The 12596-nt window shown below is 72.4% G+C and carries 12 protein-coding genes; 6 read left to right on the top strand and 6 right to left on the bottom strand.

What is annotated here, in order from left to right; all coding sequences use genetic code 11:
* Positions 1 to 52: 52 nt before the first annotated feature.
* Both M5362_RS07330 and M5362_RS07325 read right to left on the bottom strand, forming a co-directional pair.
* Positions 53 to 2329 carry a S9 family peptidase gene (locus M5362_RS07330; protein WP_260226514.1) on the bottom strand — a complete coding sequence of 759 codons (2277 nt, stop codon included), beginning with the start codon at positions 2327 to 2329 and terminating at the stop codon, positions 53 to 55.
* A 127-nt stretch (positions 2330 to 2456) separates the two neighbouring features.
* Positions 2457 to 3128, bottom strand: coding sequence for a DUF4097 domain-containing protein (locus M5362_RS07325; RefSeq protein ID WP_260226513.1), 672 nt, complete (start codon positions 3126 to 3128; stop codon positions 2457 to 2459).
* Between the two features lie 316 nt (positions 3129 to 3444).
* On the opposite strand from M5362_RS07325, the gene M5362_RS07320 reads away from it, so the two are divergent.
* Both M5362_RS07320 and M5362_RS07315 read left to right on the top strand, forming a co-directional pair.
* A complete protein-coding gene (locus M5362_RS07320; RefSeq protein WP_260226649.1) occupies positions 3445 to 4089 on the top strand; it encodes a DNA alkylation repair protein in 645 nt (214 codons plus the stop codon).
* 105 nt (positions 4090 to 4194) lie between these two features.
* The gene (locus tag M5362_RS07315) at positions 4195 to 4818 is read left to right on the top strand and encodes a class I SAM-dependent methyltransferase (protein WP_260226512.1); all 624 of its coding nucleotides are present in this window, start codon (positions 4195 to 4197) and stop codon (positions 4816 to 4818) included.
* Here M5362_RS07315 and M5362_RS07310 read toward each other — a convergent pair.
* Positions 4815 to 6395, bottom strand: coding sequence for a hypothetical protein (locus M5362_RS07310; protein ID WP_260226511.1), 1581 nt, complete (start codon positions 6393 to 6395; stop codon positions 4815 to 4817). The two genes, M5362_RS07315 and M5362_RS07310, sit on opposite strands and share 4 nt — an antisense overlap.
* Before the next feature lie 302 nt (positions 6396 to 6697).
* Here M5362_RS07310 and M5362_RS07305 point away from each other — a divergent pair, with 302 nt between their 5' ends.
* The 3 genes from M5362_RS07305 (at position 6698) to M5362_RS07295 (ending at position 9728) form a co-directional block, all read left to right on the top strand.
* The gene (locus tag M5362_RS07305; RefSeq protein WP_260226510.1) at positions 6698 to 7660 is read left to right on the top strand and encodes an N-acetylmuramoyl-L-alanine amidase; all 963 of its coding nucleotides are present in this window, start codon (positions 6698 to 6700) and stop codon (positions 7658 to 7660) included.
* Between the two features lie 91 nt (positions 7661 to 7751).
* Positions 7752 to 8597 carry a DUF5336 domain-containing protein gene (locus M5362_RS07300; RefSeq protein ID WP_260226509.1) on the top strand — a complete coding sequence of 282 codons (846 nt, stop codon included), beginning with the start codon at positions 7752 to 7754 and terminating at the stop codon, positions 8595 to 8597.
* Positions 8598 to 8717: 120 nt separating this feature from the next.
* A complete protein-coding gene (locus M5362_RS07295; RefSeq protein WP_260226508.1) occupies positions 8718 to 9728 on the top strand; it encodes an LLM class F420-dependent oxidoreductase in 1011 nt (336 codons plus the stop codon).
* A gap of 37 nt (positions 9729 to 9765) precedes the next feature.
* Here the strand turns inward: M5362_RS07295 and M5362_RS07290 are convergent, their stop codons facing one another.
* On the bottom strand, positions 9766 to 10320 hold the full coding sequence (locus M5362_RS07290; protein WP_260226507.1) for a hypothetical protein: 555 nt from the start codon (positions 10318 to 10320) through the stop codon (positions 9766 to 9768).
* 111 nt (positions 10321 to 10431) lie between these two features.
* On the opposite strand from M5362_RS07290, the gene M5362_RS07285 reads away from it, so the two are divergent.
* A complete protein-coding gene (locus tag M5362_RS07285; protein ID WP_260226506.1) occupies positions 10432 to 10719 on the top strand; it encodes a hypothetical protein in 288 nt (95 codons plus the stop codon).
* Positions 10720 to 10767: 48 nt separating this feature from the next.
* Here M5362_RS07285 and M5362_RS07280 read toward each other — a convergent pair whose 3' ends face one another.
* Together M5362_RS07280 and M5362_RS07275 are read right to left on the bottom strand one after the other, a co-directional pair.
* Entirely contained in the window at positions 10768 to 11847 is a 1080-nt protein-coding gene (locus M5362_RS07280) for a prenyltransferase (RefSeq protein WP_260226505.1), read from the bottom strand.
* Positions 11844 to 12575, bottom strand: coding sequence for a class I SAM-dependent methyltransferase (locus M5362_RS07275; protein ID WP_260226504.1), 732 nt, complete (start codon positions 12573 to 12575; stop codon positions 11844 to 11846). Before M5362_RS07275 ends, M5362_RS07280 begins: the two co-directional genes overlap by 4 nt.
* Positions 12576 to 12596 lie beyond the last annotated feature (21 nt).

Raw genomic sequence — 12596 nt, 5'->3', positions numbered from 1 at the left:
GGCTGTACCGCGCGCCTCCCCCGAGCCGGTTCGGCCGGGGGCGGCGCGGCCCTCAGGCGAACATCTCGGCCAGCAGCTCCGGGCCGACGGTGATGGGGGCCGGGCGGTACGCGGGGGGCCGGGCGCCCATCAGTTCGCGGACCATGAAGTCCCAGCAGCGCGTGCGGACGTAGGCCAGGCAGTCGATGAACGTGTGCTCGGCCCCGGGCACGATCAGCAGCTCGAAGTCCTTGCCCGCGGCGACGAGCCGGTCGGCCAGTCTCAGCGTGTGGTGCGGGTGGACCTGGTCGTCCATCTCGCCGTGGACGAGCAGCAGCCTGCCCGCCAGCCGGTCCGCGAGGTCCACGTTGGAGGCGCGGGCCCAGGCCTCGGGGTTGTCCGCACCGTCGTAGGTCTCCACGAAACCCGGGTTGAAGCAGCGGGCCTCGTGCGAGCCGGAGAGGGCGACCCCGGCCCTGTACACCTCGGGGAAGTCCAGCATCGCCCGCGCCGCGGCGAACCCGCCTCCCGAGTGGCCGAACACGCCCACCCGGTCCAGGTCCATCCACGGCCGGGTGACGGCCAGCTGACGGAGCGCCGCGACATGGTCGGCCAGACAGCCCGCGTCGGCCAGGCGGCCGTACGAGGCGTCGTGGAAGGACTTGCTGCGCCCGGGGGTGCCCCGCCCGTCCAGCGCCACCACCACGAAGCCCAGCGCCGCGAGGGGTTCCGCGTCGAGGCCCATCCCGCCGGGGTCGAAGCACGGGGCGACCCGTTCGACCTGCGGGCCGGGGTAGACGTTGTCCACCACCGGATAGCGCCGGGCGGGGTCGAAGCCCCGCGGCCGGTACAGCACCCCGTAGAGGTCCGTCACCCCGTCGGCCGCCTTGACGCGGAACCGTTCCGGCGGCGTCCAGCCGGTGGCGGTGAGCCCGCCGATGTCGGCGCGCTCCAGCTCGACCAGCACCCGCCCGGCCCAGTCGCGCACCGTCGTCACCGGCGCGGTGTCGACGGTGGACGCGGAGTCGACGAAGTACTCCTGGCCGTCCCCCAGGGAGACGACGTGGTCCAGCTCGTCGTCCGTGACCTCGGCGAAGCCGGAGCCGTCCAGCCCGACCCGGCACACCGTGCGCCGGTACGGGTCCTCGTCGACCAGCCCCGAGGCGGTGAAGTACACCACCCGCTCGGCCTCGTCGACGCGCAGGATCTGCCGTACCCCCCACGGCCCGGACGTGACCTGCCCGAGCAGGGCTCCCGTGCGCAGGTCGTACCGGTACAGGTGGCCCCGGCCGTCCCGCTGCGAGTACCAGAGCACCTCGTCGGCGAGGACCCGCACAAGCGGCGGTTCGAGCATCCACTGGTTGGGCTCCACCCGGGTCTCCCCGGTCTCGCCGAGCACTGCGGCGACCTCGCCGGTGGCCGGGTCGAGGCGGTACAGGGTGAGCGTACGCAGGTCACGCGGCCGGCCGAGGTAGTAGACCGCCGAGCTGTCCGGGGCCCACCACGCCCACTTGGCCGTGATCGGCGACATCACCGGCATGAGCAGCGGCTCGGCCTGCGCGCGGACCACCGCGCCCGTGGCGACGTCCAGCACGACCAGCTCGGCCTGCGGCATGTTCTCGTCCCCGGCGTAGGCGTACCGCTGGGTGTGCAGGCGGGGCTCCGCGCCGTCGGCGGGCCGCGCCTCCACCAGGTGGGTCTGCCGGACGCCGCGCTCGTCGGTCCGGTGGGCGAGGACCTTCGTCGAGTCGGGCGACCAGGCCACCGCGGGCGGCAGGTACGGCAGGCCGATCTTGCGCAGCAGGGTCCCGTTCCCCGTGGATTCGGGGCCGGTGCCGTACTGGTGGGCGGGCTCGCCGTCGGTGGTCAGTGCCCACTCACGGCCGTCGGACAGCGAGCGGGCCCACAGGTCGTGCCCCCGCCGGGACACCGCGAGCTTCTTGTCGGGGGACGGTACGTCGAGGGGGTTGCCCGGCGGCGTGAACTCGGCGCGCTCGCAGGCGTAGTCGTTCAGGTGGCAGCGCCAGTACGCGCCGAACGCGGCGAACTCCACGGCGCTCCCGGCCAGTTCGATCGCCGTGAACGGCAGGGCCTCGGGGTCGACCCGCTGCCCGGAGGCGGCGGCCAGCGCGGTCGCGAGCAGGGCGTGGTCGAAGGCCGGCTCGCGGGTACCCGCCGCCGGGTCCACCAGGACGAACCGCCTGCCGGCGCCCGTGCTCACCTCGTACCAGAAGCGGGCTCCCCCGTCGATCCACTGCGGCCTGACCTTGTCGCCGACGACGAGCTCGCCGGGGCGGGCGGGACGGCGGAGGAGGCGCTCCGCGGCCTGGTAGTCCTCAGTGGTGCTCATTGTTCTTCGTCCTTCCTCGTCGTGCGGTGCGGTGCGGTGCGGTACCGGGTGAGGTCAGGTCGGGCGGCGGACGGTGGGGCACCGTCCGCCGTGGGTGGGCTCCTTGACCATGCGTTCGGGTGTCGCCTCAGAGGCTGCGGGCGGTGATGTCGCCGTACGCGGTGGTCGCCTGGATCTTCAGGGCGGCGGCCGCCCCGTCGGCGTTCTGGAGCGCGTTGCGGATCCGGCCGTAGGAGGTGCCGGCGTCCAGGGAGGCGGAGACCCCGCGGGCGGCGTCGACCGAGATCTCACCGGCGTCGGTGCGCAGGACGACCTCGCCGCTCACGGCCTCGGCGATCCGGATGTCGCCCTTCTTGGTGCTGATCTCGGCGGGGCCGCCCAGGCGGCCGACGGAGACGTCACCGGCGAGGAGGGAGAGGCGGACGCCCGCGGCCTCGTCGAGCTTGACCGGGCCCTGCGCGACCTCGACGGTGACGTCGCCGAGCCGTCCGACGCCCCGGACGTCGCCGGCGGCAGCCTTGGCCTCGACGCGGGAGCCGGCGGGCAGCTGGACGGTCACCTCGACGGAACCGGAGCCGCCGAGGATCTGGTTCGTCGCCGGCGCGCCCTCGATCCGCAGGACACCGTCGCCGTACGCCACACGGGTCTGCTCCGCGGCCTTCACGTCGCGGCTGTTCGAGGCGTCCGCGGGCAGGACCTCGACGGTGGTGTCGGCACGGTCGGCGGCGATGAAGCGGATGCGCCCGGCGGGGATGTCCAGGACGGCGGCGATCGGGGCGAGGGTGTCGAACTTCTGCATGGTGACTCTCCTTCATCTGGAGCGGGCGCTCTGTGCGCTCGCTGTTTCCGATGAAGGAAAAGCTACGTTGCATTCATGACTTGGGCAACATTGTCATTGCGTCTGAATCGCATTAACGCAGGTAGCAGCCGATAAATCGTTGCAACGGTTTCGCAGCTAACGCAACACCCAGCGAGGGAGTGTTGCAATGGAGTGGACGTGAATGTCATGTCGCGCAACGGCGGCGCCGCCCTGGGATCCCGGCCGCCGCCCGTACCCTGGATCCCACCCCCGACGGAGAGGAGGCCGAGTGACCGGGACGACGGTGACGGAGGTCATGGCCGATCTGGCCGTGCTCGAAGACCCCAAGATGCGCAAGGTGAACGAGAGGCACGGTGACGATCACGGTGTGAACCTCGGCAAGCTGCGCGCGCTCGCGAAGCAGCTCAAGACGCAGCAGGACCTCTCGCGCGAGCTCTGGGCGACGGGTGACACCGCCGCGAGGCTCCTTGCGCTCCTGATCTGCCGCCCCAAGGCCTTCGAGCGCGACGAGCTGGACACCATGCTCCGCGAGGCGCGCGCTCCCAAAGTGCACGACTGGCTCGTGAACTACGTGGTGAAGAAGAGCCCGTACGCCGAGGAGCTGCGCCTCGCCTGGTTCGAGGACCCGGATCCCGTGGTCGCGAGCGCCGGTTGGGCTCTCACCACCGAGCGCGTGGCGAAGAAACCCGAGGGCCTCGATCTCCCCGGCCTTCTCGACGTCGTCGAGGCGGAGATGAAGGACGCCCCCGACCGTCTGCAGTGGGCGATGAACCACTGCCTGGCGCAGATCGGGATCCAGCACGCCGAGTACCGCGCCCGCGCGGTCGCCATCGGCGAGCGCCTGGAGGTGCTCAAGGACTACCCGACTCCCCCGAACTGCACGTCGCCGTTCGCACCCGCCTGGATCGCCGAGATGGTGCGGCGCCAGGAGGCGGGCTGACAGCGCTTGCCCGGCGGCTGTCACAGGCGGGGAGGGTGTGGTCCGTGTGCGGCGCGTAGGGCACGATGGGCGCTCGCACCTGCGTACCCGCCAGTAGGAGGACCCATGCCCGCGCCCGAGATCCTCGCCGCCTTCGAGGCAGCCAAGGGCTTCATGCCCCTCGACGAGGGGCTCGCGCTGCATGCCGCCGCCACGGAGGCCGCCAAGCTCGGGCTGCCGCTGCTCGAGGTCGGCACGTACTGCGGGCGCTCCACGATCCTCCTCGCCGACGTGGCCCGGGAGGCCGGGACCGTCGCGGTGACCGTCGACCACCACCGGGGCAGCGAGGAGCAGCAGCCCGGGTGGGAGTACCACGACCCGACGGTCGTGGACCCCGAACTCGGCCTGATGGACACCCTGCCCACCTTCCGCCGGACGCTGCGCAAGGCGGGCCTGGAGGAGCACGTGATCGCGGTCGTCGGCCGCTCGCCGCAGATCGCGAAGGTCTGGGCGGGCGAACTCGCCCTCGTCTTCGTCGACGGCGGGCACACCGACGAGCACGCCACGAACGACTACGAGGGCTGGGCGCCCAAGGTCGCCGTCGGCGGCCTCCTCGTCATCCACGACGTCTTCCCGGACCCGGCGGACGGCGGCCAGGCTCCGTACCGCATCTACCTCCGGGCCCTGGAGTCCGGCGACTTCGAGGAGGTCTCCGTGACGGACTCCCTCCGCGTCCTGCGCCGCCGCTAGAAGCCGAAGCCCGACGTCACGTAGAGACAGTTCGTGTACGAGTAGCCCGGCTCGATCTTCGCCGTGCTCGACTTGTCCGCCGCCGACAGGGAACCCGCCGAGCCCGACCGCTTCTGCAGGAAGTGGTAGTCGCCCGCGGGAAGCGTCAGCGTCGCCTTCGGGTACTTCGAGGACGGTCCGGTGCACACCTTGGGCTTCGCCGCGCCGAGCCGCAGGCTGCCCGCGTACGCCGTGCAGCTCCCGCACGCCTTCAGCGTGACCCGGCCGGTCACCGGCCCGGTGTAGAGCAGCTCGACCTCACCCGGGCCGTCGTTCGACACGACCATCACCATCCGGGAGCCGCCGGGCGCCGTGGCGGAGGGCAGCCGCTTGCCCGCGGCCGGCGTCTCGTCGGCTATCTCGGCGGCGATCGCGATGGACTTGGCGTGGGCGGTCTGCGGGCTGTCCGGATACTGCTCGGCGTACTCCGTCATCGTCTGGACGGCCTCGGTGTACTCCTTGTCCTCGAACTGCTCGACCCCGCAGGAAAAGTCGCCCTTCTGTATCTCCTTGTCCGTGTCGCGCGCGACGGAGGCGAAGGTGGCCTTCGGTTGCAGAAGGTCGACGCTGGTGTCGAAGCGCCGCAGCGCGACGACGCCGGCGCAGGCGTCACCGGCGGATATCGCGGTGGCCCGGGTCGTGAGGGCCTCGCGGACCGCGGGCTCGACCTTCCCCGCGTACGGCGACTGGGGGAACGTCGACTGGAGCGCGTTCAGGTGCTCCCCGGCCGTCGCCTCGGTACCCGCGCCGCCCAGTCCGGCGACTCCGCACTCGTACCAGGAGTGGGCCAGCGGGTCGTCGGCCTTCCCCGTCAGCCCGTCGAGCAGCGAGCGGTCCACCCTCTCCGGCAGGGCGCGCAGATGCTGGAGCCCGGGGACGGCCTCGCAGTACTTCTTCTGCCCGTACGGGGCGGAGACGGACGCGTAGTACTCCGTGAGCCGGTCGGGGACGAGCCGGCCCGCCCGCGAACCGGCGTGCTTCGTGCCGAGCTCCTGGTAGACGGCGAGCGCCTTGCGGTACGTGTGCTCGGCCCCGCCGAAGCTCTGCCCCTCCACCGACTTCACCTGCTTGTCCGCCTCTGCCAGGCGGGCCAGGAGGGACTGCTCGACGGCCTCGTCCCGCGCCGCACCGTAGGCGACCGAGCCGCCGACCGGCACCGCGAGGAGGACGAGCCCGAGGGCCAGCGGGAGCGCGAGGCGCCGGTACGCGGCACCCGCCCTCGAACCCGGCCCCGATGCCCCGGCGCCGGAGGTGCCACCGAGCGCGAGCGGGGCGCGCAGCCCGCGCCGGGCCCCGTCGGCGGCCGCGGCCAGCAGGAAGACGCCGTAGCCGACGAGGACCCCGGTGGGGATCCCGTCCACGTCGGCGGGGAGCGCGACGAGCAGCAGGACCACTGTCGCCACCCAGCAGACGGCCGCCGGGATCCACTGCTTGAGCAGGGCGTAGCCGAGCCCTAAGCAGGAGAGGTTCAGCAACCCGACGAGGACGGCTTGCGCGGGGTTCGATTCCAGCGGCGCGGGCGGCGGCGGAATCGGCATCCCGGGCGGCCCTGCGGGCGGCGGCGGGATCCCCGGCCCAAAAGCCCCTCCGGGCGCCCCGGACAGTCCCGGCACCCCAGGCCCGCCCGGTGTCCCGGACCCACCCTGCGCCCCGTAGGCCCAGGGCGTCTCGGAGACTCTCGGATCCCCCGGCTCACCCGTCGGACGTGCGTCGTTCGGCTCTTCCCCCGCCACAGTTCCCCCCATGGTCCGTGCGTGCTCTCTCCCTACCCATCACAGCCCCTTCACAGTCCCCCCGCGGCGACGGACCACCCGCCGAAACCTCCGACTAGAGTCGCAAGGTGCCGTACGACCACCGGAACGACCACCGGACGCCCCCCGCCCGCGAAGACCGCGAAGCCCGCGGAGCCCGCCGAGCCCTCGGATCCAGCGGAACCCAGCGAGCCCGCGGAACCCGCACCGGAGCCCTCGCCCGCGCCGGTGCGGTCGCCGGAGCCCTCGCCGCCTGCACCGCCCTCGCCGGCTGCGGCGGCGGTTCCCCGGCCGCCGCCCCGAAGAGCCCCGACACCAAGAGCCCCGACGCGAAGGCGACCCACTCGCCCACGGCCACTCCGACCTCCGCCGGGACCCTCCCGCTCACCGGGCGCACCGTCGTCGTCGACCCCGGCCACAATCCCGGCAATTTCCAGCATTCCCGGGAAATCAATCAAAAGGTCGATATCGGCACAACGAGGAAGGAATGCGACGCCACGGGCACCTCCACGAACACCGGCTACACCGAAGCCGCATTCACCCTCGATGTTTCACACCGCCTGCGAGATCTCCTCACGTCCCTGGGAGCGAAGGTCGTCCTCACCCACGACGCCGACCGCCCCTTCGGCCCCTGCATCGACGAGCGCGCCCGGACGGGCAACACCGCGCGCGCCGACGCCGTCGTCTCCGTCCACGCCGACGGATCCGCCACCGGCAACCGCGGGTTCCATGTGATCGTGCCCGCCCGGGTCAGCTCCGGCGCCGCCGACACCACGAGGATCGTCGGCCCCTCCCGTGACCTGGGCGAGGCCGTCGTCCGGCACTTCGCCCGCGCGACCGGCACCGCGCCGTCCAACTACATCGGCTCCGGGACGGGGTTGGACGTCCGCGACGATCTCGGCGGACTCAATCTCTCGACCGTGCCCAAGGTCTTCGTCGAATGCGGCAATATGCGTGATCCGAAGGATGCCGCACTCCTCGCGAACGCGGCATGGCGTCAGAAAGCGGCGCAGGGAATCGCGGACGGCATCGGGACCTACCTCAAGGGGTAGTGCCGACGGGCGATAGATTCCCTCCGTACGATGGGGCCGCCCCCGTGCTTTCGCGCCACCCCGACGAGACGACCCGACGAAGGACTCTTACGTGAATATCCGCTCCCTCACTCGAGGCGATGGCGTTCTGATCGGTGCAGCGGTGGTGCTGTTCATCGCCTCATTCCTCGGCATCAGCAGCTGCGAGGCCAGCGCAGCCATCTGCGACTCGATCGAAACGCCGAACTCCTGGGAGATCTCGCCCCTCGGCTGGGGAGCGTTCCTCCTCGGCATCGCGGGTGCCGCCCTGGTCGTCCTCAACCGCGCGCTGCCCCAGCCCCGCAAGGTCGCGGGCCTGGACCTGGGTCAGATCGGTGTCGCGTTCACCGTGGCCGCGGCCTGGAACGTGCTGATGTGGATGTTCGAGTCGGACAACGCCGGCGCCGGCCTCATCCTCGGCCTGATCGCCTCCCTGATCCTGGCCGCGGCCGCCGTCGCCGCCCCGCTGGTCCCCGCCCTCAAGGGCCCCCTGCTGAGCGCGCCGAAGCCGCAGGCCCCGCAGCCGTACGGCATGCAGCCGGGCCAGCCCGGCCAGCCGGGCGTTCCCGGTGGCTACGGCTACCCGGGCGCCCAGCAGTCGCCCTACGGCGCCCAGCCGCAGCCGTACCCGGGCCAGCCGCAGCCCGACCAGCAGGCCCAGGCCGCCGCTCCGTCCCCGGCCCAGCCGGCCCCCGCGCAGGGTCAGGGCCAGCCGGCCTCCGACTTCGCGCCGTTCTGGTTCGCGGTCCCGGTCGCGCGCCCGCTGTACGGCGAGGACGGCTCGCCGACCCCGATCGCCGAACTGGCCCCCGGTACCTGGTACCTGGCGGTCGAGCAGCGCGGCCAGGGCCTGATCGCCCAGACCCAGGACGGCCGCCGCGGTGTCCTCCAGGACACCACCGGCATCCAGCGCGGCTGAGTCTTCGACGCCCGGCGCCTGCTTCGCCCACGGCCCCTCGCCCGGAATCCCTTCCGGGCGGGGGGCCGTTGTCGTACAGTCCGGACGACAACTGACGGTTCGTCAGAAAGGCTCGGTGTCATGCGCCTTGGACTCGCCCTCGGCTACTGGGGGCGCGGCCCGTCCCCCGCCCACCTGGAACTCGCCCGGGAGGCGGAGCGGCTCGGCTACGACTCCGTGTGGACCGCCGAGGCCTGGGGGTCCGACGCGTTCACCACGCTGACCTGGATCGCGGCGCACACCTCCCGTATCGGACTCGGGACGGCCGTCGCGCAGATGGCCGCGCGGACGCCCACCGCCACCGCCATGCACGCGCTGACGCTCGACCACCTCTCCGGCGGGCGGATGATGCTCGGGCTCGGCCTGTCGGGGCCGCAGGTCGTCGAGGGCTGGTACGGCCGGCCCTTCCCCCGCTCCCCGCTGACGGCGACCCGGGAGTACGTGGACGTGATCCGCCAGGTCCTGCGGCGCGAGGGGCCCGTGGCGCTCGACGGACGGTTCCACTCCCACCCGTACACCGGAGACGACGGCACCGGGCTCGGCAAGCCGCTCAAGCCGATCACCCACCCCCTGCGGGCCGATCTCCCTGTGCTGCTGGGGGCGGAGGGCCCCAAGAACATCGCGCAGACCCTGCGGATCGCCGACGGCTGGCTGCCGCTCTACTGGTCCCCCTCGCGGTACGCCGAGGTCTACGCCCTCCCGGACCGGCTGCCCGACGGCTTCCGTGTCGCTCCCATGGTCCGCGCGCAGCTGTGCGACGACCCCGCCGAGGGGCTGCTGCCCGTCAAGGCGATGCTCGGCTTCTACATCGGCGGCATGGGGCACGCCGCCCGGAACTTCCACGCCGACCTGATGGCGCGCATGGGGTACGAGTCCGAGGCCCGGCACATCCAGGAGCTGTTCGCCGCCGACCGCCGCGAGGAGGCCGTGCTCGCCGTGCCCGACGCCTTCGCGGACGAGATCTCGCTCGTCGGACCGAGGGAGCGGATCGCCGAACGGCTCGACCGGTGGCGCAAGGGGCCGGTCACCGACCTGCTGGTCACGGCGCCGGACCCGGCCACGCTGCGGCTCCTCGCGGAGCTCAACTCCTGAAGCGGAGCTCAACTCCTGAGAAGGCGACGCCCGGTCTCTAGCCGCCCAGTTGCGAGGTGCTGGGCACCTTGTCGGTCACCACCGCGCCCGCGCTCTGGCCCGCTTCCTTCACATGGTTGATGACGTCCTCGAACGCCCCGACGTCCGCCTCGCTCGCCTCGCCCTTGCGGAGCTTGGTCCCGAGGTCCTTGAGCTTGTCGATGCCCGCCGTGAGCGGCGCGACCGCCTTCGACAGCAGCTCGTCGCCCTTGGCGTTGTTCACGGCGGCCTTGAGGCGGTTGTAAGCGAAGGCCCCGGCCAGACCCGCCTTGACCAGCGCGAACTTCTGGCCGTCGGCGCCCTTCTTGAACCTGCCCTCGCGGTACGGCTTGACGATCCACTGGTACGTCGCGCCGGCCGCCAGCCCCGCGTTGGCCACGAACCTGGTCTTGGCGAGCCTCTGCTGCTCGACCGTGCCGGTCGGCGACGCGCTGCCGCTCGCGCTCGGGTCGTCGTCACCACCGCAGGCGGCGGTCGTCAGCACCAGGGCGCAGGACAGGAGGAGCGCCACGACGCCGCGGCGTATCGGACCTGAGGGGACGGAGCTGAGCACGGCGGAACCTCCCTGAGGGCTGTGGCCACAGGCTCGCCCGGCCCCCGGTGCTCCGCCACCCGGGGGACTCCGAACGGGTTTCGGCCACCGGATCGCGGCAAACCGAACGTCATGACTTCACGCAGCGGCACAACGCAGACGGCGAGAGTCATCGCCGTGGTCGCCGACATCATGGCCGGCCTGATCATCCTGTGGATCCTCATGTACCTGCTGGAGGCCAACCGGGCCAACGCCCTGGTGAGCTTCGTGCAGGACGCCGCCCACTGGCTGGCGGCCTGGTCCTACGACCTGTTCACCTTCGACGAGGCGTGGGCGCGGGTCGTGACGGGCTACGGTCTCGCGGCCGTCGTCTACCTCGCCGTCGGCCACGCGGTGGCGGGCGGACTGCGCCGCCGCTGACCACCGCCGGGGCCACCCCCCTGTGAGGGGTGGCCCCGGCGTGATCGGTCAGGAGCCGCAGCAGTCCGGTTCCAGGCCCGTCGGAAGCCGCTCGCCGCCGAAGACCGCCACCGTCGCCTCGTCACCTCCGAGCGCCGCGACGGCCAGCAGGAGCGAGCCGGCCGTCCAGGTCGTGAGCTCCTCGGGCCACACGGCCTTGTCGCCCTCGAAGACGTACCCCGTCCAGTACATGCCGCCCTCGGCGCGCAGGTGCTGGATGGACTGGAGGATCTCCAGCGCCCGGTCGGACTCGCCCATCGCCCACAGGGCGAGGGCGAGTTCGCAGCTCTCGCCGCCGGTCACCCACGGGTTGGGCAGGACGCAGCGCACGCCGAGCCCGGGGACCACGAAGTCGTCCCAGCGGGCGTCGATCCGGGCCGTGGCCGCGGGGCCCCTCACGGCGCCGCCGAGGACCGGGTAGTACCAGTCCATCGAGTAACGGGACTTGTCGAGGAAGCGCTCGGGATGACTGCGGATCGCGTGGCCGAGGGCGCCGGCCGCGAGTTCCCAGTCGGGCTGTGCCTCCTCGCGCGCCTCGGCGATGGCGAGCGCGCAGCGCAGCGCCTGGTGGATGGAGGAGCTTCCGGTGAGGAGCGCGTCCTCGACCGCCGTACCGTCGGCCTCGCGCTTCCAGCCGATCTGCCCGCCGGGCCGCTGGAGGGCGAGGACGAACTCGACGGCGGCGTAGACGGTCGGCCACATCCGGTCGAGGAAGGCGTCGTCGCCCGTCGCGAGGTAGTGGTGCCAGACGCCGACGGCGACGTACGCGACGAAGTTGGACTCCCGGCCCCGGTCGGTGACGTCGTCCGGGTCGCCGTCCTGGTAGGCCGCGTACCAGGAGCCGTCGGCGTTCTGGTGCCGGGCCAGCCACTCGTACGCTCGGGCCGCCGCCGCGTGCTCGCCGGCGGCGTCCAGGGCCATGGCGGCCTCGGTGTGGTCCCACGGGTCGAGGTGGTGGCCGCGGAACCACGGGATCGCCCCGTCCTCGCGCTGGGCGGCGAGCACTCCGGCGACGGTCTCGGCGGCCTGCTCGGGGGTGAGGACCCCGGGCAGGAGCAGGTGCTCCGCGATCTGCTCGGGACTCGTCACGCGTCGGCCTTGGGCAGGTGGGGCTTGGTCGCGTACGCCACGAAGCTCTTGCCGACCACCGGGTTGAGCAGCTGCTCGGCGACCCGGGTCAGGGCGGGCTTCTTCATGATGTCCCAGACCAGGAGCTTGTGGTACGCCCGCACCGGCAGGGCCTTGTCGTTGTCCACGCCGAAGGCGCACTTCAGCCACCAGTACGGCGAGTGCAGCGCGTGCGCGTGGTGGGTGCCGTACGGCTTGAGGCCGGCCTGGCGGATCTTGGCGAGCAGCTCGTCCGCCTTGTAGATGCGGATGTGGCCGCCCTCGACCTCGTGGTACGCGTCGGAGAGCGCCCAGCAGACCTTCTCGGGGCCGTAGCGCGGGACGGTGATCGCGATCCGGCCGCCGGGCTTGAGCACGCGGACCATCTCGGCGAGGACGCCCTTGTCGTCCGGGATGTGCTCCATGACCTCGGAGATGATCACGACGTCGAAGGACTCGTCGGGGAAGGGCAGGTTGAGCGCGTCGCCCTCCATCGCGGTGGCGGTCGCGCCGGCCGGGGCCTCGCCGGCCTCCTTCATCGCCGCGAACCACGTGGCGACCTCGCGGATCTCCTCGCCGTTCTGGTCGAGGGCCACGACCTGGGCGCCGCGCCGGTAGCACTCGAAGGCGTGCCGGCCCGCACCACAGCCGAGGTCGAGCACGCGGTCGCCGGGGGCGAGCGGGAAGCGGGTGAAGTCGACGGTCAGCACGAGGTCTGCCCTTCCGGAGGG

The organism is Streptomyces sp. Je 1-79, from assembly GCF_025195125.1.
In the GTDB taxonomy this organism is placed as follows: domain Bacteria; phylum Actinomycetota; class Actinomycetes; order Streptomycetales; family Streptomycetaceae; genus Streptomyces.
Note: the sequence above shows the minus strand (reverse complement) of the source record. Positions and strands in the feature narration are given on the sequence as shown.

Bases quoted from the DNA above. Each gene is read 5' to 3' on its own strand.
- M5362_RS07330 (WP_260226514.1), bottom strand. From the start codon at position 2,329: ATGAGCACCACTGAGGACTACCAGGCCGCGGAGCGCCTCCTCCGCCGT.
- M5362_RS07325 (WP_260226513.1), bottom strand. From the start codon at position 3,128: ATGCAGAAGTTCGACACCCTCGCCCCGATCGCCGCCGTCCTGGACATC.
- M5362_RS07320 (WP_260226649.1), top strand. From the start codon at position 3,445: ATGGCCGATCTGGCCGTGCTCGAAGACCCCAAGATGCGCAAGGTGAAC.
- M5362_RS07315 (WP_260226512.1), top strand. From the start codon at position 4,195: ATGCCCGCGCCCGAGATCCTCGCCGCCTTCGAGGCAGCCAAGGGCTTC.
- M5362_RS07310 (WP_260226511.1), bottom strand. From the start codon at position 6,395: ATGCCGATTCCGCCGCCGCCCGCGCCGCTGGAATCGAACCCCGCGCAA.
- M5362_RS07295 (WP_260226508.1), top strand. From the start codon at position 8,718: ATGCGCCTTGGACTCGCCCTCGGCTACTGGGGGCGCGGCCCGTCCCCC.
- M5362_RS07285 (WP_260226506.1), top strand. From the start codon at position 10,432: ATGACTTCACGCAGCGGCACAACGCAGACGGCGAGAGTCATCGCCGTG.